At 70.1% G+C, this 17,581-nt stretch carries 17 protein-coding genes; 8 read left to right on the top strand and 9 right to left on the bottom strand.

Annotated features, from left to right (window positions below; genetic code table 11):
* Positions 1–43: 43 nt before the first annotated feature.
* Positions 44–637 (bottom strand): nucleotidyltransferase family protein, encoded by a 594-nt coding sequence (locus tag AB0D85_RS25570; protein ID WP_362324395.1) that lies wholly within the window; start codon positions 635–637, stop codon positions 44–46.
* A gap of 67 nt (positions 638–704) precedes the next feature.
* Here AB0D85_RS25570 and AB0D85_RS25575 point away from each other — a divergent pair, with 67 nt between their 5' ends.
* Complete coding sequence (locus tag AB0D85_RS25575; protein WP_362325042.1) at positions 705–1,196, top strand: NUDIX domain-containing protein; 492 nt, start codon at positions 705–707, stop codon at positions 1,194–1,196.
* A gap of 3 nt (positions 1,197–1,199) precedes the next feature.
* Here AB0D85_RS25575 and AB0D85_RS25580 read toward each other — a convergent pair whose 3' ends face one another.
* Positions 1,200–4,187: an FAD-binding and (Fe-S)-binding domain-containing protein gene (locus AB0D85_RS25580; RefSeq protein WP_362324398.1), complete on the bottom strand. Its 2,988-nt coding sequence runs from the start codon at positions 4,185–4,187 to the stop codon at positions 1,200–1,202.
* Between the two features lie 156 nt (positions 4,188–4,343).
* On the opposite strand from AB0D85_RS25580, the gene serC reads away from it, so the two are divergent.
* The gene (serC, locus tag AB0D85_RS25585; protein WP_362324401.1) at positions 4,344–5,462 is read left to right on the top strand and encodes a phosphoserine transaminase; all 1,119 of its coding nucleotides are present in this window, start codon (positions 4,344–4,346) and stop codon (positions 5,460–5,462) included.
* A gap of 71 nt (positions 5,463–5,533) precedes the next feature.
* Here serC and AB0D85_RS25590 read toward each other — a convergent pair whose 3' ends face one another.
* Together AB0D85_RS25590 and AB0D85_RS25595 are read right to left on the bottom strand one after the other, a co-directional pair.
* On the bottom strand, positions 5,534–7,132 hold the full coding sequence (locus AB0D85_RS25590; protein ID WP_362324404.1) for a cellulase family glycosylhydrolase: 1,599 nt from the start codon (positions 7,130–7,132) through the stop codon (positions 5,534–5,536).
* A gap of 129 nt (positions 7,133–7,261) precedes the next feature.
* Positions 7,262–8,257 carry a WD40 repeat domain-containing protein gene (locus AB0D85_RS25595; protein ID WP_362324407.1) on the bottom strand — a complete coding sequence of 332 codons (996 nt, stop codon included), beginning with the start codon at positions 8,255–8,257 and terminating at the stop codon, positions 7,262–7,264.
* A gap of 94 nt (positions 8,258–8,351) precedes the next feature.
* On the opposite strand from AB0D85_RS25595, the gene AB0D85_RS25600 reads away from it, so the two are divergent.
* The 3 genes from AB0D85_RS25600 to AB0D85_RS25610 all read left to right on the top strand — a co-directional run bounded on the left by AB0D85_RS25600 (position 8,352) and on the right by AB0D85_RS25610 (position 10,826).
* Positions 8,352–9,035, top strand: coding sequence for an SGNH/GDSL hydrolase family protein (locus tag AB0D85_RS25600; RefSeq protein ID WP_362324410.1), 684 nt, complete (start codon positions 8,352–8,354; stop codon positions 9,033–9,035).
* A gap of 86 nt (positions 9,036–9,121) precedes the next feature.
* Complete coding sequence (locus AB0D85_RS25605; RefSeq protein ID WP_362324413.1) at positions 9,122–9,706, top strand: Uma2 family endonuclease; 585 nt, start codon at positions 9,122–9,124, stop codon at positions 9,704–9,706.
* 127 nt (positions 9,707–9,833) lie between these two features.
* The gene (locus tag AB0D85_RS25610; RefSeq protein ID WP_362324416.1) at positions 9,834–10,826 is read left to right on the top strand and encodes an aldo/keto reductase; all 993 of its coding nucleotides are present in this window, start codon (positions 9,834–9,836) and stop codon (positions 10,824–10,826) included.
* 226 nt (positions 10,827–11,052) lie between these two features.
* Here AB0D85_RS25610 and thpR read toward each other — a convergent pair whose 3' ends face one another.
* Positions 11,053–11,625, bottom strand: coding sequence for an RNA 2',3'-cyclic phosphodiesterase (thpR, locus tag AB0D85_RS25615; protein ID WP_362324419.1), 573 nt, complete (start codon positions 11,623–11,625; stop codon positions 11,053–11,055).
* A 26-nt stretch (positions 11,626–11,651) separates the two neighbouring features.
* Here thpR and AB0D85_RS25620 point away from each other — a divergent pair, with 26 nt between their 5' ends.
* Entirely contained in the window at positions 11,652–12,170 is a 519-nt protein-coding gene (locus tag AB0D85_RS25620) for a GNAT family N-acetyltransferase (protein WP_362324422.1), read from the top strand.
* Between the two features lie 82 nt (positions 12,171–12,252).
* Here the strand turns inward: AB0D85_RS25620 and AB0D85_RS25625 are convergent, their stop codons facing one another.
* The 3 genes from AB0D85_RS25625 to AB0D85_RS25635 all read right to left on the bottom strand — a co-directional run bounded on the left by AB0D85_RS25625 (position 12,253) and on the right by AB0D85_RS25635 (position 15,370).
* Positions 12,253–13,455 (bottom strand): TIGR03118 family protein, encoded by a 1,203-nt coding sequence (locus AB0D85_RS25625; RefSeq protein WP_362324425.1) that lies wholly within the window; start codon positions 13,453–13,455, stop codon positions 12,253–12,255.
* A gap of 102 nt (positions 13,456–13,557) precedes the next feature.
* The gene (locus tag AB0D85_RS25630) at positions 13,558–14,904 is read right to left on the bottom strand and encodes an MFS transporter (protein ID WP_362324428.1); all 1,347 of its coding nucleotides are present in this window, start codon (positions 14,902–14,904) and stop codon (positions 13,558–13,560) included.
* Positions 14,905–14,932: 28 nt separating this feature from the next.
* Positions 14,933–15,370, bottom strand: a complete 438-nt coding sequence (locus tag AB0D85_RS25635; RefSeq protein ID WP_362324431.1) for a MarR family transcriptional regulator — start codon at positions 15,368–15,370, stop codon at positions 14,933–14,935.
* Between the two features lie 153 nt (positions 15,371–15,523).
* Here AB0D85_RS25635 and AB0D85_RS25640 point away from each other — a divergent pair, with 153 nt between their 5' ends.
* Positions 15,524–15,706, top strand: a complete 183-nt coding sequence (locus AB0D85_RS25640; RefSeq protein ID WP_362324434.1) for a ribbon-helix-helix protein, CopG family — start codon at positions 15,524–15,526, stop codon at positions 15,704–15,706.
* A 27-nt stretch (positions 15,707–15,733) separates the two neighbouring features.
* On the opposite strand, the gene AB0D85_RS25645 is transcribed toward AB0D85_RS25640, so the two are convergent.
* Positions 15,734–17,185, bottom strand: coding sequence for an NCS2 family permease (locus tag AB0D85_RS25645; RefSeq protein WP_362324437.1), 1,452 nt, complete (start codon positions 17,183–17,185; stop codon positions 15,734–15,736).
* A 112-nt stretch (positions 17,186–17,297) separates the two neighbouring features.
* Between AB0D85_RS25645 and AB0D85_RS25650 the strand changes: the two genes are divergently transcribed.
* Complete coding sequence (locus AB0D85_RS25650; protein ID WP_362324440.1) at positions 17,298–17,555, top strand: DUF2530 domain-containing protein; 258 nt, start codon at positions 17,298–17,300, stop codon at positions 17,553–17,555.
* Positions 17,556–17,581: the final 26 nt, after the last annotated feature.

Here is a 17,581-nt window from a genome sequence, read left to right on the forward strand (position 1 = left end):
GGTGCTCCCCACCCGTTTCCGCACAGCGCGGAGGGCGTGTCGCTCACGGCCACTCCAGCACGGTCAGCTCGGGCCACCACGCGCGCCAGCGGGCCGTCTTCTCCTCGTAGACGGACCGCGGGGCGAGCACCGGATTGGGCCGGACGACGAGGTTGAACACGTCCGACAGCCCGTGCGGGGCGTACACCCGCCATCGGCCGCCCTCCTCCAGCCGGACGCCCAGGCAGCAGGTGGTCGCCGCGAAGCTGTCGATCGCGGCCTCGGTCGACCCGTACGGCGGACAGGGCACCCCGAACTTCTCCGCGTACCAGAGGTGCACCCGGGCCTCGTTCCGCACCTCGACCTCGGCCGGCACCCCGGCGAACGCCTCCCGCCCGCGCCGGATCACCCGGTCCTCCGCCTCCCAGGACAGGTCGTCACCGTCGAAGTAGAAGAGGTCGTAGTCCTTGATGCCGTTGGCAGGCGGTCTCCCCGTGACCACGTTCCACACGGTCTGGAACAGGCACCCCGCCGTCACGTACCACCCGGGCAGCCCGAGCGCCGCACTCCGCTCCAGCACCTCCACGAGGACGTCGTTACGGCTCAACACACCACGCAGGGCGTCGAGTTGGTCATCCAGAGGCAGCCGACCGATCATCTCCCCTCCCTACCACGGCACCTCCTGCCATCGTGTCGCCATGAGCGAACCGAGTGAGCTGGGCGAACTGGGTGAACTGGTCGATCAGGTGGACGAGCGGGACCGAGTGGTGGGCGTGGTGGAGCGGGGCGCGGCGATCCGGTGCCGACTGCTGCATCGGATCGCGACGACCGTGTGCCGGGATGCCGACGGGCGGTTCCTCGTGCACCGCAGGGCCGACACCATTCCTCTCTTCCCCGGGCAGTTCAACTGGATGCTCGGCGGAGCCGTCGCCGCGGGCGAGTCGTACGAGGCCGCGGTCGCACGGGAGTTGGCCGAGGAGCTGGGGGTCGTGGCCCGGCCCCGCTTCCTGCTCAAGTTCCTGTGCGAGGGCGTGATCTCCCCCTACTGGCTGGGCCTGCACGAGGTCGTCGTCACGGGACCGGTCCGGCCCGATCCCTCGGAGGTCGCCTGGCACGCCTGGGTGACGCCCGCCGAACTGTCCGGCCTGGCCGCCCGGGACTCCTTCGTCCCGGACGCCCGCGAGGCCCTGGCCCGCTACCGTGCCCTGGCTCTCTAGTCCCTAGCTCTCCAGGGCCTCCGCCAGCACTTCCGCCAGGTGTCTTCCCCGCACCCCCGCCAGCTGCTCCAGCTGGGTCCGGCAGGAGAAGCCGTCCGCCAGGACCACCGTGCCCGGGTCCGCCTCCCTCACCGCGGGCAGCAACTGTTCCTCCGCGCAAGCTCTCGACACCTCGAAGTGGCCCTTCTCGAAGCCGAAGTTGCCCGCCAGGCCGCAGCAGCCGCCGACGAGGTCCCCGGTGAGGGCGGCGGCCTCGCGGAGGCGGCGGTCCGGGGCGTCGCCGAGTACCGCGTGCTGGTGGCAGTGGGTCTGCCCCGTGACCGGGCGGTCCAGGCGGGGCGGGGTCCAGTCGGGGGCCAGGCGCTCCAGAGCCTCCGCGAAGGTGAGCACCCTCGCGGCGAGACGGGCCGCTCGGGGGTCGTCGGGGAGCAGCTCCGGCAGGTCGGACCGGAGGGCGGCGGCACAGCTGGGCTCCAGGACGACGAACGGCGGCGGGTACCGGAACTCTTCGTCCGACTCCAGCTCCGGGGCCGGGTCCGGGTCCGGGTCCGACTCTGGCTCCACGTCCAGGTCCGAGCCCAGCAGGAGGAACGGCTCCAGCAGGTCCAGCGTCTGGCGCAACACCGCTCTGGCGCGGTCCAGTTGGCCCGTCGAAAGGTATGTGAGGCCGCAGCAGGCGCGGGGCCGGCGAGGGTTCAGGACGGACATGCCGTAGCCTTCCAGCCCGCCGTCGTTCGATCGACGTGCCTTCCACCGCCGCGCAGGCAGCTCCAGCACGGCCACTCCCGCCGCCTCCAGCACCCGTACGGCCGCCCGCCCCACGGACGGTGACAGGTACTCCGTGAAGGTGTCCGGCCAGAGGAAGGCCGTCTGCGCCGGGAGGTCCGGTCGGCGTCCCGCCTGCGCGGCCGTCACCCACTCCCCCAGCCGCTTCCGCTGCCGTCGCCGCTCCCACCGGCTGAAGGGTTCCCTCGCGAGGCGCGGGATCCTCCGCTCGGGCGCGATCCCGCCCAGGCGTTTCGCCAGTGCCGCCAGCGGTCGTACGGAAGCCAGCGCGTTGACGACCGCCGCCGTACGGGTGCGGGCCACCAGGCGCAGCCACACCGGCAGCCGGCCCATGCTGTAGTGGGCGGCCGGGCGGCGCCGGCCCGCGTAGTGGTGGTGCAGGAACTCCGCCTTGTACGTCGCCATGTCCACCCCCACCGGGCAGTCCGAGCGGCACCCCTTGCAGGACAGGCAGAGGTCGAGGGCGTCTCTGACCTCCGTCGAACGCCAGCCGTCCGTCACCACCTCACCCGCCAGCATCTCGTGCAGCAGCCGGGCCCGGCCCCGCGTCGAGTGCTCCTCCTCGCCCGTCGCCCGGAAGGACGGGCACATGACGGACGGGCCGGAGACCTCGGTCGTACGGCATTTCGCCACGCCCACGCAGCGGCGGACCGCCGCCGAGAAGTCGCCGCCGTCGGACGGGTAGCCGAAGGCCACGTCCACCGATTCGCGGGGGAGGACGGAGAAACGGAGGTTCGCGTCCAGGGGGGCCGGCCTGACCAGGACGCCGGGGTTGAGGAGATCGTCGGGGTCCCACACCCCCTTCGCCCGCTCGAACAGCGCCACCATCTCCGTGCCGTACATCCTGGGCAGCAGCTCCGCCCTCGCCAGGCCGTCCCCGTGCTCCCCGGAGAGGGAGCCGCCATGCGCCACCACCACCCCGGCCAGCTCCTCCGAGAAGCGGCGGAAGCAGGCCACGCCCTCCTCGCCGAGCAGGTCGAAGTCGATACGGACGTGGATGCAGCCGTCGCCGAAGTGGCCGTACGGGGTGCCTCGCAGGCCGTGGGCGGACAGCAGGCTTCTGAAGTCCCGGAGGTACGCGCCCAGCCGGGCCGGCGGTACCGCGCAGTCCTCCCAGCCCGGCCAGGCCTCGGAGCCGTCCGGCATGCGTGTCGCCGTACCGGCCGCGTCCTCGCGGATGCGCCACAGGGCCCGTTGCTCCGCCGGGTCGGTGATCACCGTCGTGTCCAGCGCGTCGGCCGCGCGGACGATCGTCTCCGCACGCGCGCGTGCCTCTTCCCCCGTCTCCCCGCCCGTCTCGACGAACAGCCAGGCCCCGCCGCGCGGCAGTCCGGCCGGGGACCGCACCAGGTCGGCGGCCATGCCCTCCACCGTCAGCGGGCCGAAGGCCAGCAGACCGGCCGCCGCCTCCGCGGCCGCGCTCTCGTCGGCGTACCCCAGCACGGCCAGCGCACGCGCGCGCGGTGACGCGACCAGGCGGACGGTCGCCTCCGTGAGGATCCCGAGCGTGCCCTCGCTCCCGCAGAAGGAGCGGGCCACGTCCGCGCCCCTCTCGGGCAGCAGCGCGTCCAGCGCGTACCCGGAGATACGGCGGGGCAGGTCAGGGAAGCCGGTGCGCAGCCGGGCGAGTTCCCCGTCCACGAGGGCACGCAGGCCGTCCGGGGCGCCCGACCAGCCCTGCCCCAGCCGCAGCCGCCGTCCGCTCACGGTGATCACGTCCAGCTCGCGCACACTGTCCGCGGTCGTCCCCCAGGCCACGCTGTGCGATCCGCAGGAGTTGTTGCCGATCATGCCGCCGAGCGTGCAGCGGCCGTGGGTGGAGGGGTCCGGGCCGAAGCGCAGGCCGTGCGGGGCGGCGGCCTCCTGGAGGCGGTCCAGGACCAGGCCCGGCTGGACCACGGCCGTACATCCGATCGGGTCGAGATCGACCAGTCGGTTCATATGGCGGGTGAAGTCCAGCACCACACCCGTGCCCGTCGCCTGCCCGGCGATCGACGTGCCCCCGCCGCGCGCGACCACCGGCACTCCGCGTGACCGGCACACCTCCAGCGCGGCCGCCACATCGTCGGCGTCTCTGGGCGCCACCACCCCCACCGGCACCCGCCGGTAGTTGGACGCGTCCATCGTGACCAGCGCCCGGGACGTGACATCGAAGCCGACGTCGCCCCGGACGGCACTCCGCAATTCCGCCGCCAGTTCCGTCATGCGTCCAGGATGCATCCGATCACACTCAGTCACCGAGACTTTTCCACAGCCGGGCCAATATCGTCGTACAACCTCACAAGTCCACGGCTTGGCGATCTCGTCTCATCGGACGGACACGTTTCCGTCCCGTTTCAGCGAAGGGATACCCTCCGGCTCGTGGCTGACATCCAGATTCCTGCTGACATCAAGCCCGCGGACGGTCGGTTCGGCGCGGGTCCCTCCAAGGTCCGGGTGGAGGCGCTGGACGCGCTGGCCGCCACCGGTACGTCCCTCCTCGGGACCTCCCACCGCCAGGCCCCGGTCAAGAACCTGGTCGGCCAGGTCCGTGAGGGCATCAGCTCCCTGTTCTCCCTCCCGGACGGCTACGAGGTCATCCTCGGCAACGGCGGATCCACCGCCTTCTGGGACGTCGCCACCCACGGTCTGATCGACAACAAGTCGCAGCACCTCAATTTCGGCGAGTTCTCGTCGAAGTTCGCCAAGGCCGCCAAGCTCGCCCCCTGGCTGGCCGAGCCCACCGTCATCGCCTCCGACCCGGGCACCCACCCGGAGCCGCAGGCCGAGGCCGGCGTCGACGTCTACGCGTTCACCCACAACGAGACCTCGACCGGTGTCGCCATGCCGATCAAGCGGGTCGCGGGCGCCGACGAGGGCGCGCTGGTCCTCGTGGACGCCACCTCCGGCGCCGGCGGCCTCCCGGTCGACATCGCCGAGGCCGACGTCTACTACTTCGCCCCGCAGAAGTCCTTCGCCTCCGACGGCGGCCTGTGGATCGGCGTCTTCTCCCCGGCCGCGATCGAGCGCGCCGAGCGCGTCCACGCGTCCGGCCGCCACGTGCCGGAGTTCTTCTCGCTTCCCACGGCGATCGACAACTCCCGCAAGAACCAGACGTACAACACCCCGGCCCTCGCCACCCTCTTCCTGCTCAACCAGCAGCTGGAGTGGCTGAACGGCCAGGGCGGCCTCGCCTTCTCCACCGGCCGCACGAAGGACTCCTCGACCCGGCTGTACACCTGGGCGGAGGAGTCGAAGTACGCCACCCCGTTCGTCTCCGACCCGGCCAAGCGCTCCCAGGTCATCGGCACGATCGACTTCGCCGACGAGATCGACGCGGCCGCCGTCGCCAAGGTGCTGCGCGCCAACGGCATCGTCGACACGGAGCCCTACCGCAAGCTCGGCCGCAACCAGCTCCGCGTCGCCATGTTCCCGGCGATCGACCCGGCGGACGTCGAGGCGCTGACGAAGTGCGTCGACTACGTGATCGAGAAGCTGTAGCGCGTACAGCGGTGAAGGGCGCCCGGTGCACGGACAAGGCACCGGGCGCCCTTCTTTGACATCACGTCACCTCATGTCGCCGTACAGCTCACACTCGGCACACCCCCGCCGCCCGGCGCGCCCCCGAACCCGAAGCTCGCCGAACCGCCCACCGCGACAGCCCCGTTGTGCGAGGCGTTCACCGCCGTCACCGTCTGTCCGCTCTGGGTGTACGACGCGTTCCACATGTTCGTCACCTGTTGCGAGCCGCTCCAGATCCAGGTCACCGTCCATGAACCGATCGCGGTCGTACCGGTGTTGGTGACCGTCACGTCGGCGTTGAAGCCGCTCCCCCAGTCGCTGCTCACGGCGTAGGAGGCCGAGCAGGCGGCGGACGTACCCCCGCCGCCGCTTCCGCCCCCGCCGCTCCCGCCGCCCCCGCTGCTCGGGAACAACGGCGCCTTGACGCTGGCCAGATACCCGTCCTTCACCGTGTCCACGGTCACCCAGTCGTCCTTCAGGATCCCGCCCGTGTCACCGGAGTTGGGGTTCCAGGACCAGAAGGTCCACTGGAAGGAGTCGGCGCCGTAGGTCGCGGTCGGACGCAGGTAACTCACCAGCGCCGCGAGCCACTTCTGGTCCACGGTCGAGGCGAGCGTCGTACCGAACTCGCCGACCCACACGGGCGCGAGATTCTGCTTGAAGATGTAGCCCCAGTACCTGTCCCACACCCCCGGCATGTTGTCCGGGAACGTCGGATCGCTGAACCAGCTCTGCTGGGCCACGCTCGTGGCGTAGTCGTGGGCCGAGTACACCACCCGGTTCGCCACGGACAGCTGCACCGGGTACTGGGCGACGCCCATCAGGTTGCCGCCCCACCAGCCCGAGACGCCGTTGTACGTCTGCACGCCCTCGACGAAGATCAGCAGGTCGGGATTGACGGACAGGACGGCGTTCCCGGCGCGCTCGGCGGCCAGCCGCCAGTCGAGGGAGGCGTCCCCGCAGCCCCAACAGGCCGGATCGTGCGGCTCGTTGTGGAGGTCGATGCCGATGACGGTCGGATCGGACGCGTAACGCGCCGCCAGCGCCTTCAGGTCGGCGATCCACGTCGACTCGGGGACCGCCGACGTGTACCAGAGCGCCGACTGGCCGCCGGCGTCCGGGCGGTGCCGGTCGAGGATGACCCTGAGGCCGTCCTGGCCGGCGTACGCCACGATCCGGTCGAGCACGCCCAGTGAATTCAGCCCCTGCAGATCGGCGTTCTTGCCGTTGCTGAAGTCGATGCTGTTGGGGACGGTCGTGCTCTTGAGGATGTCGTCGCTGTAGGGCAGCCGGATGGTGTTGTAGCCCAGCGACCTCATCTGGTCGATCATGCTCTTGTAGTCGCGCGACCAGAGGCCGTGCACCACGTAGTTGGCGGTCTCGAAGCCGAACCAGTTGATCCCGGCGATCCGGACCGGCTGCCCGGCCGCGTCCAGGATCTGCCGGCCGCTGGTGTGCCAGTAGCCGGCCCCGGCGTTCGCCTCGACGGCGGCGCCGGCGGTGGTGGCCGCGGTGGTGGCCCTGGTGGGGGCCCCGACAGCGGTCGTCGTCGCGTGCGCGGAGTCCGCGCCGGCGAGCGACACCAGGGGCAGGAGGAGCGCGGCGGCGGCAGCACACAGCGCTCTTCGCAGGCTGCGTAAGCGGAACATGGCATGTTCCTCTCGGGAGGGGGCGCGGCCCCGGAACCGATGGGAGCGCTCCCATGCGCCGCGTACCTCCCAGGAAACTGACGCACCATCATCACGTCAAGACGTACGGCGACCCGTTCCCCGTCCGGATCAGTGACGGCGCGCAGGGGTGCGCCGCAGTCGCCGGAGCCCGAAGAGCGCGAGCACGACGACGCCGACGGCGATCGCGCCGGTCTTGACCCCGCCGGTCACGGGACTGCCGCTGCCCCCACCGGAGGCCGAACTCCCGCTGCTGGAAGCAGACTTACCGCTTCCGCCGGGAACGTCCTCGGCCTGCACGGGGCTGTCGGACCCCTCGCTGCCGTACATCAGCCTGGTTCCGTCGGTGGAGTAGCTCACCGACTCGCCCTGCTTCTGCAGCGGCACGTCGAGCCGCCCCTCCCGCTTGATCTCGCCGCCGTTCCAGTCGTAGTAGATGCCGCCGAAGTAGCCGCGTACGACGAGTTGCTTGCCGTCGGGCGAGAAGGCGGCGTCGGTGGCCCAGAGGTCGACGGTGGCGATGGGCTTGAAGATGTTGGCGCCGGAGGAGGAAAGGGTGGCCGGGCCCTCGTAGAGATGCCCGCCGTCCTCCTTCTTGTCGATGATGTACACGCGCCCGGTCTTGGGATGGACGATGAGCGACTCGGCGTTACGGGGGCCGTTGGCGTACTTGACGACGTACTGCGTGGCGCGGACGGTCTGGTCGACTAGCTTCTTGGGCTCGGGCAGCTTGTAGATCCACTCGTACGGCCACCGGCCGTCGAAGTTGTCGCCGATGTCACCGACGTAGATCTGGTTGTCGGGCCCTATCGAGATGGCCTCGACGTCACGGGGTGTGCCGACGCCGGTGAGCGTGACCTTCGCGACCGTCTTCCCGGTCGCGCTGTCGACGGCGTAGATGTACGGGCCGTCACCGCTGTCGTTGTGCGTCCAGTAGATGCCAGGATGGAGGTGGGAGGCAGCGAGACCACTGGACTCGGTGATGCGCGGATCCTTGATGGTGAACCCCTCGTCGCCGGTGCCGTCCGTGGCGGAGGCGGCGGGTGCGGAGGCGAGGGCACCCGTGAGCAGGAGCCCGGCGAGAAGAGCGAGTGATCGTCGGCGCATGGGCCCAAGCCTGCCATCCCGCCCTGTGTTTCATGACGGGGGACGTGGCGGTACTCACACCCCGCCCCTCCCCCTGATCGTCCATCATGAGCGGATGCTCAGGTTCATGCCCGTCGGGGACTCGATGACGATCGGCAGCACGGGTGAACACACATGGCGGTACCGCATGTGGCAGCACCTGTGCGCGACGTACGGCGGCCCGTTCACGCTGGTCGGCCCGCGCGAGGCGCTGTACGACAAGCTCGCCGACGCGCCCACGTCGTACGCCTACGCCGATCCCGACTTCCCCCGCGCGCACCTGGCCGGCTGGGGCGAGGGCTGGCTGCACATGGCCCCGCTGATCGGGGAGGCGGTGCGGTCCTGTCGCGCCGATGTCCTGCTGGTCTCCCTCGGCCTGATCGACCTGGGCTTCTACACGAACGCGGAGCAGACGGCGGCGAACGTACGGTCCTTCGTCGCGGCGGCGCGGGAGACCAGGCCGCGTGTCCGCATGGTCGTGCTGCCGGTGATCCCTAACGTCCGGGCCACGTCGGACGAGCCGTTCGCCGAACAAGTGGCGCTCTTCAACGACCTGTTGGCGAAAGCCGTGGCCGACCTGGACGAACCCCGGTCCCCTCTCCTGCTCGCGTCACCGCCGGAGTCGTACGACATCCACACCGACACCTACGACGGCACGCATCCGAACGCGAGCGGCGAGCACCGGATAGCGGAGGCGTTCGCGAAGGCGATGTGGCAGGGGTGGGGGGTCGGACAGGAGTACGAGGCCGGAACGGATTGACCGATTTCCGCCGTTGCCCGGTCACCGTGCGTATCGTTGAACCGCGCGGCCGCACCCGACCTGGGCAGCCGGGGAGGAGCGCCACGATGACCGTCCTTGAAGACAGGATCGAGATGGCCGACGACAGCGGCGAGCTGACTCTGGACAGCCTGTTCGAGTCGCTTGAGCGGACGACCCCCGAGGGCTACAAGGTCGAGATCGTCGAGGGGGCCATCTTCATGTCGCCGCAGCGGGACACGCACTGGGAGATCATCGCCGACATCTACGAGCAACTGCGCACCAAGTACCCGCGCAAGCGCGTGAAGTCCGATGTCCGCATCGACTATCCAGGGCACCTCAACGGCTTCGCCACCGACGTGACCCTCGTGACCGAGGCCGCACAGAAGGACGAGAAGGGCCTCTGGAACTGCCGAGACGTCGCATTCGTGGCCGAGGTCATCTCGAAAGGCACCGCGGCCAATGACTACGGCCCCAAAAAGACCGCCTACGCCGTCGCCGAAGTCCCCGTCTACCTCATCGCCGACCCCTACCAGGGCAAGTGCCACCTGTACACCCAGCCCAAGGACGGCGACTACATCACGGAGACGACGGTCACCTTCGGCGGCGATGTCGACCTCACCGTCACGGACCTCGGCCTCACCCTCAAGACCGACGAGTTCCCCCGCGACTGACCGCCCGGGGGCTGCCGTCACCCAATGCCTCAGGCGCCGAAGGGCGGCCCGGTCGTCGGGTTCCGTTGGCAGGACGGCTGACGCGGTGCTTGCCTAGAGCGCACTCCACGCCGTTGGGTGGGTGACCATGAAGTACACGCAGCTCGGACGCACCGGACTCAAGGTCAGCCGACTCGTCCTCGGCACCATGAACTTCGGCCCCCAGACCGACGAGGCCGACAGTCACGCGATCATGGACGCGGCGCTGGACGCCGGCATCAACTTCTTCGACACCGCCAATGTGTACGGGTGGGGTGAGAACAAGGGGCGGACCGAGGAGATCATCGGCACCTGGTTCGCCAAGAGCCCCGCGCACCGCGACAAGGTCGTGCTCGCGACCAAGGTGTACGGCAACATGGCCGGCGACGGCGACTCCTGGCCCAACCACGACAAACTGTCCGCCCTCAACATCCGACGGGCCGTCGACGCCAGCCTGAAGCGGCTACAGACCGACTACATCGACGTCTACCAGTTCCACCACATCGACCGGCGGACTCCCTTCGAGGAGATCTGGCAGGCCATCGACGTGCTGGTGCAGCAGGGGAAGATCCTCTACGCCGGGTCCTCGAACTTCCCCGGCTACAAGATCGCCCAGGCCAACGAGATCGCCGCCCGGCGCGGCGGGACCATCGGGCTCGTCAGTGAGCAGTGCCTCTACAACCTCGCCGAGCGGCGCGCCGAGATGGAGGTCATCCCGGCCGCCCAGGACTACGGCCTCGGCGTCATCCCCTGGTCGCCGCTGCACGGCGGACTGCTGGGCGGCGTGATCAAGAAGGAGGTCGAGGGCGGGCGCCGGGCCGGCGGACGGGCCGCCGACTCCCTCGCCAACACCACCATCCGCGCCCAGATCCAGGCCTACGAGGACCTGCTGGACAAGCACGGGGTGGAGCCCGGTGAGGCGGCCCTGGCCTGGCTGCTCACCCGGCCGGGTGTGACCGGCCCGATCGTCGGCCCGCGGACCGGCGAGCAGCTGGAGTCGGCGCTGCGGGCGGTGGAGCTCGAACTCGGCGAGGAGCTCCTGGCCGGCCTGGACGAGATCTTCCCGGGCCCGGGGCCGTCCCCGGAGGCCTTCGCCTGGTAAGGCTGACGTCAAGGGCAGCGCCCCGTCAGGGGCACGGGGCTGGGTCGATATGCGGTTACCGCCGCGTGGGCGCGCCCAGCCCCCCACCGGCCCGCAGCCGCGAACCGGCCGGCCGCAGCTCCCCAGCCCTCACCTCATCGCCGACGCCACCGCGACGACGACGAACAACAGCACGAGCGCACCGGCCATGATCCGGTTCCGGGTCTTCGGGTCCACGGCAACGAGCCTAACCGGCTCCCCCCAGCCCCCAGCGGGCGACCACCTCGTACCGCGGCTGCTCCCCCGGCACCCCCGACGTCGGGAGATTGCTGCGCACCAGCGCCAGCTCCCCCACCGTCCAGGTCCGGCTCGCGAACTCGGCGAGCAGCTCGACGTACGGCCGTACCCGCACCGCGTCCCGGCTGCGGGCCACCGTCAGGTGGGCCTTGTAGCGGCGGTGCTCCCCCATCGGCACCCCCGCCTTCCGTGCCGCCGCCTCCGCGCGGTCGGCCAGCAGGCGCAGGGTCTCCAGGTCTCCGTCGGCGCCCGCCCACAGGGCCCGGCCGTGGCCGAACTGCCCGCCGCCCACGACGGCCAGCGGGAAGGGGGCGGTGCGGTGGGCCGCGCGGGCCAGCCGGTCCGACAGGTCCGGTACGACGGCCTCCTCGACCTCGCCGTAGAACGCGAGCGTGAAGTGCCAGCCGGGGCGGCCGGTCCAGCGCAGCGCCCCGGCGCCGGGCAGCTTCTTCAACCGGTCTACCTCGACGGCGAGTTCGGCGACCACCTCCGGCGGGGGCAGCACGGCTGCGAAGAGTCTCATGCCGACCACCCTGTCATCATGGGGAGATGCGGATCACCATCAGAGAAGGCGGGCCCGACGACATACCCGCGATCCTCGGCATGCTCGACAGCTGCGTGGAATGGCTGGTGGGGCAGGGGCGGACCGGGCAGTGGGGGACCGAGCCGCTGTCGCAGCGCGAGAAGACGGTGGAGTCGGTCGTCCGGGCCATGGACGAGGGTGTGACCTACATCGCCGAGGCCGACGGGGTACCGGCCGCCACGCTGACCCTCACCGACGGGCCCGGCGCCTATCTGGCCCATGTGCCGGCGCCCGGTGAGCCCGAGCGGTACATCCACTGGCTCGCCTCCGACCGCCGGTTCAAGGGGCACGGAGTCGGCAGCGCCCTGCTGGTGCACGCGGCCGAGGAGACCGCGCGGGCCGGGGTCTCGCTGCTGCGGGTGGACTGCTACGCGGGCGCCGACGGCAGACTGGTCCGCTACTACGAGAGCAACGGCTTCAGCCGCACCGACACCTACACCGCCCTGGACGACTGGCCGGGGCAGGTGCTCGCCCGGCGGGTGTGACCGCCCGGCGAGCACCCGGGGTGCGGTGACGGAAGGCCGGAATCGCCCGCCGTGGCCGCCGAGTGTAACCGCGGCGGCCGCCTCAGGGCTCGGCGCGCAGGGTGCCGAGCAGCCCGTGCGCCTCGTCCTCGATGCCCGCGGAGAACCAGACGCTGTCCTTGCCGCCGGACAGCGGAGTGCCGCGCTGCAAGCCCCACAGGCCGTCGATCTCGATCGGCTGCCCGTTGCGGTCCCGGAGGGTCCCCTCGAACCTGCCGGTCCGCAGGTCGAAGGCGTTGATACGGCCGTCGCCGAAGTTGCCGACGAGCAGGTCACCCGCGAACTTCCCGAACCCTCTGGGCGCGGTCTCCAGGCCCCAGGGCGAGTTGAGCACGCCCCGGCTCGCGAAGCGCCCGAGGAGCCTGCCCCTGGTGGTGAACACGTCGATGAAGCCGTGGCCCGCGCCGGGGACGTCGTCGTGCTTGGCCGCGTCCTGCAGGGCGTAGGTCACGAAGACGCGCTCGCCGAACTTCTTGACGTCGAAGGGTGCGTAGCCGGCCGGGAGACGCGGGTCGCGGAACGCGTCGGCGGGCAGGTTCAGCTGGTTGAAGTCGGCGTCGAAGGCGTCGATGCGCGCGTCGCGGAAGTTCGCCACGAGGATGCGCGACCGCCGCTCGCCGCCCTTGCGGCAGTCCGTGCCCTTCTTGTCGCACTCCACCAGCGTCAGGCCCTTGAAGACGGCGTCGTCCTCCTGCACGACCTGGGCGGCGTTCGTCGGGTCCACGTCCGGGTTGAAGGCGAAGAGGCCGCCGTTCTCCCCCGCGAAGATGTACCGCGCGGGGCCGGACCGGTTGTTGGCGGTGTAACGGAAGGCGTCGCTGTCGTTGCGCACGATGCCGGTCGGGTCGGCGGTGTCGGGCAGTTGCACGACGGGCGCGAGGACTCTGACCGGCCGCCCGACCCGCGCGCCCGCGTACACCGTGGACGTGTTGGATCCGTTGTTCGAGACCCTGATCGCGCCTCTCGGCGTGCTGACCAGACCCCAGGGGTTCACGAGGTTCTGGTCCTGCAGTTCCGCCCGGCCCGGAAGGTCGGAGACGAGGTCGCGCTCCAGGAAGCCGTGATCGCCCTTGCGCGGTGCGTCTGCGATCCCGGGCGGCGCCGCGCCGGCGAGCGCGCCGACCGTGCCCAGAGCCAGCACGACCGCGGCCAGCCGCCGTGCGCGGGGCCGGGGTCCCGGGGTCGATACCGGTGTTGCCTTGGGTGCCTTGGACGCCGTAGATGCCGTGGACGCCGTGGATGCCATGCGGATGCTCCTGTTTCCCGTAAAGGCCCTGTGCAGGACATGGGACATAACGGGAGAAGTCATCTCATGCGACTTCCATCACACCCGTGATCAACACGCGGGTCACGCCACCGTGGCCAGCTGCTCCTGCTCGCGCGGCACGAACCGCACCCGCGGGTGGCCGTGGTTCCAGGCCACCGACACGCGCAGGTCGCCGACGCGGGCGAGGACCAGGCCGATGCCGATCGCGGCGGACGCGGCGATCGCACCGCCGACGGCCAGGCCCGCCCGGACGCCGTACGCGTCCGTGATCCAGCCGGCGATGGGCGCGCCGATCGGCGAGCCGCCCATGAACACCATCATGTAGAGGGACATCACCCGGCCGCGCATGGCGGGATCGGTGCCCATCTGGACGGTGGTGTTGCCGGTGACGTTGACGGTCATGCCGAACATGCCGATCGGCACCATGAGCAGGGCGAACAGCCACAGCGACGGGGCCGTGGCGGCCACCACCTCAAGGGCGCCGAAGGCCACCGCGGCCGCGATCATCACCCGCATCCTGGCCGTGCCGCGTCTGGCCGCGAGCAGGGCGCCGACCAGGGAGCCGACCGCCATCAGCGTGTTGAAGGCACTGTAGGAACCGGCGCCGGCGTGGAAGACGTCGTCGGCGAAGGCGGAGAGGTAGACCGGGAAGTTGAAGCCGAAGGTGCCGACGAACCCGATCAGGACGATCGTCCAGATGAGGTCGGGGCGGCCGGCGACGTAGTGCAGGCCCTCCCGCAGCTGGCCCTTGCCTCGCGGCGCGCGCTCGACGACGTGCAGGTCACGTGCGCGCATCAGCAGCAGGCCGACGATCGGGGCGACGAAGGACAGGCCGTTGAAGAGGAACGCCCAGCCGGTGCCCACACCGGTGATCATCAGACCGGCGACGGCCGGGCCGACCAGGCGGGCGGACTGGAAGTTCGCGGAGTTCAGGCTGACCGCGTTCTGCAGCTGGTCCGGGCCGACCATCTCGGAGACGAAGGACTGGCGGGCCGGGTTGTCGACGACCGTGGCGAGGCCGACGGCGAAGGCGGCGAGGTAGACGTGCCAGACCTGGACATGGCCGGAGAGGGTCAGCAGCGCGAGCGCGATGCCGGTGAGGGCCATCGAGGTCTGGGTGACGAGGAGGGCGCGTCGCTTGTTCAGCCGGTCGACCAGGACTCCGCCGTAGAGGCCGAAGAGCAGCATCGGCAGGAACTGCAGGGCGGTGGTGACGCCGACGGCGGTCGCGGAGCCGGTGAGGCCGAGGACCAGCCAGTCCTGGGCGATGCGCTGCATCCAGGTGCCGATGTTCGAGACGACCTGGCCCGCGAAGAACAGGCGGTAGTTCCTGACCCGCAGCGAGCTGAACATCGAGGACTTGCGGGGTGTGGGGGTAGTAGGGGCGGTCGGTGCGGGGGCGGAAGGTACTCCGGATCCCGTACTCAAAGTGGGTTCGCCTCCTCGGTAGAGCGTCTTACAGATGTGCGAGCTTCTCCAGCACGGGGGCGGCGGCGCGGAGTTTCGCCCACTCGTCCTCGTCGAGGCCGTCGACCAGGCCGGCCAGGAACGCGTTGCGCTTGCGGCGGCTCTCCTCGAGCATCGCCTCGGCCTGCTCGGTTCTGCTGACGACCTTCTGGCGGCGGTCCTCGGGATGCGGCTCCAGACGGACCAGCCCCTTGGCCTCCAGCAGGGCCACGATGCGGGTCATCGAGGGCGGCTGGACGTGCTCCTTGCGGGCAAGCTCACCGGGGGTGGCCTGGCCGCAGCGGGAAAGGGTGCCCAGCACCGACATCTCGGTGGGGCTCAGTGACTCGTCGACCCGCTGGTGCTTGAGCCGTCGCGAGAGTCGCATCACGGCGGAGCGGAGGTCGTTCACGGCGGCTGCGTCGTCGCCATGGGTAAGGTCCGGCATGTTCTTTAGAGTAACTCATTACCCTAACTAAAGACCACCCGGGACACGCCGTATGCCCGTGACCTCGGCCACTGAACCTGAACATCACCCGTACGAGTGAGACAAGTCCGGAAAGTGACGCGCCGGGCGCGCGGATGTGGCGCCCTCGTAGGCATGGGGACCAGTGTGCTCAGCCTGCGGATGGACAAGGAGCTGCTCGACCGGCTCCGGCATCACGCGGCCAGAAGAGGAATGAGCGTCCAGGACTATGTGGTCCGGACGCTCATTCGAGACGACTTCGACGAGCGGTTCTCGGCCGCCGTCGAGGAGACGGAGAGGTTCTACGGGGTCACCTGACCTCCAGGGGCAGGCGACCCCCGGGGATCACGTGAGGCCGAGGGCCGGCATCAGGTAGTAGAACGCGAACACCGCCGAGACGACGTACATCGCGGCCGGGATCTCCTTGGCCCGGCCCGCCGCCAGTCGCAGCAGCACGAAGGTGATGAAGCCCATGCCGATGCCGTTCGTGATCGAGTAGGTGAACGGCATCATCACCATGGTCACGAAGGCCGGGACCGCCAGGGTGTAGTCCGCCCAGTCGATCTCCTTGACCGAACCGGCCAGGATCAGGAAGCCGACCGCGATCAGCGCGGGGGTGGCCGCCTGGGACGGGACCATCGTGGCGACGGGGGTGAGGAACAGCGCGACGGCGAAGAGCCCACCGGTGACGACGTTGGCGAAGCCGGTGCGCGCGCCCTCGCCGACGCCGGCCGTCGACTCGACGAAGCAGGTGGTGGCCGAGGAGGAGCTGGCACCGCCGGCGGCCACCGCGACACCGTCGATGAAGAGGACCTTGTTGATGCCCGGCATATAGCCCTGGGCGTCGGTCAGCTTGGCCTCGTCGCTGACGCCCATGATCGTGCCCATGGCGTCGAAGAAGCAGGACAGCAGCACGGTGAAGACGAAGAGGATGCCGGTCAGCAGGCCGACCTTGTCGAAGCCGCCGAAGAGGCTGACCTTGCCGAGCAGGCCGAAGTCCGGGGTGGCGACGGGGTTGCCGGGCCACTTCGGGACGGTCAGGCCCCAGTTCGTCACATGGGCGACCGCGTTGATGATCAGCGCGAGCACGGTCATCGCGACGATCGAGATCAGGATCGCGCCGGAGACCTTGCGGACGATCAGCGCGAGGGTGAGCAGCGTGCCGAGGACGAAGACCAGGACCGGCCAGCCGTTGAGGTGGCCGTCGGCGCCGAGCTGGAGCGGGACGGTGGTCTGGGCGACGTCCGGGATACGGGTGACGAAGCCGGAGTCCACCAGACCGATCAGCATGATGAACAGGCCGATACCGATCGAGATCGCCTTGCGCAGGCTGTAGGGCACGGCGTTCATCACGCGCTCGCGCAGCCCGCTGGCGACCAGCAGCATCACGATGAAGCCGGCCAGGACCACCATGCCCATGGCGTCCGGCCAGGACATCCGGGGCGCCAGCTGGAGCGCGACGACGGAGTTCACGCCGAGACCGGCGGCGAGCGCGATCGGGACGTTGCCGATGACGCCCATGAGCAGCGTCGTGAAGGCGGCGGTGATGACGGTGGCCGTGACCAGCTGACCGTGGTCGAGCTGGTGGCCGTACATGTCCTTCGCGCTGCCGAGGATGATCGGGTTCAGCACGATGATGTACGCCATCGCGAAGAACGTGGCGAATCCGCCGCGCACCTCGCGGGCCAGGGTGCTGCCCCGCTCGGAGATCTTGAAGTAACGGTCGAGAGCGCCGTACGCGGGAGTCGCACCCGGCTGTTCGGGAGCGGGGGCCTTGGTGGAAGCCGGGGTCGACATTGGAGGTTCCTACGAGCAGAAGTGGCCAGACACAAACGGTTTCAGTATGAACGTATGAGTTCTAGATCGCTATCTCCGCGCGTAGACACCTGAGGTGCGTAAGCTGAGCGCCATGGCGAAGTGGACCCCCAAGCACGAGGCACCGGAACCCCTGGAGGGGCCCGTGGTGCCGACGATCATCGGCGGCACGATCGTCTGGTTCGCCCTCTTCCTGGTCCAGCTCCCCTTCTACAGCTGGTTCTGCGACCACGGCCACACCTGGTGGCTGTGGACCTGCCTGGCGGGCGGCGGCCTGGGCCTGATCGGCATCTGGTACGTGAAGAAGCGGGACGCGGCGATCAAGCGGGCGGCACTGCAAGCGCCCCTTTAGGGGCGCGGGGCTGTGTCCGATATGCG

It is taken from the genome of Streptomyces sp. NPDC048277, from assembly GCF_040652235.1.
Lineage (GTDB): Bacteria > Actinomycetota > Actinomycetes > Streptomycetales > Streptomycetaceae > Streptomyces.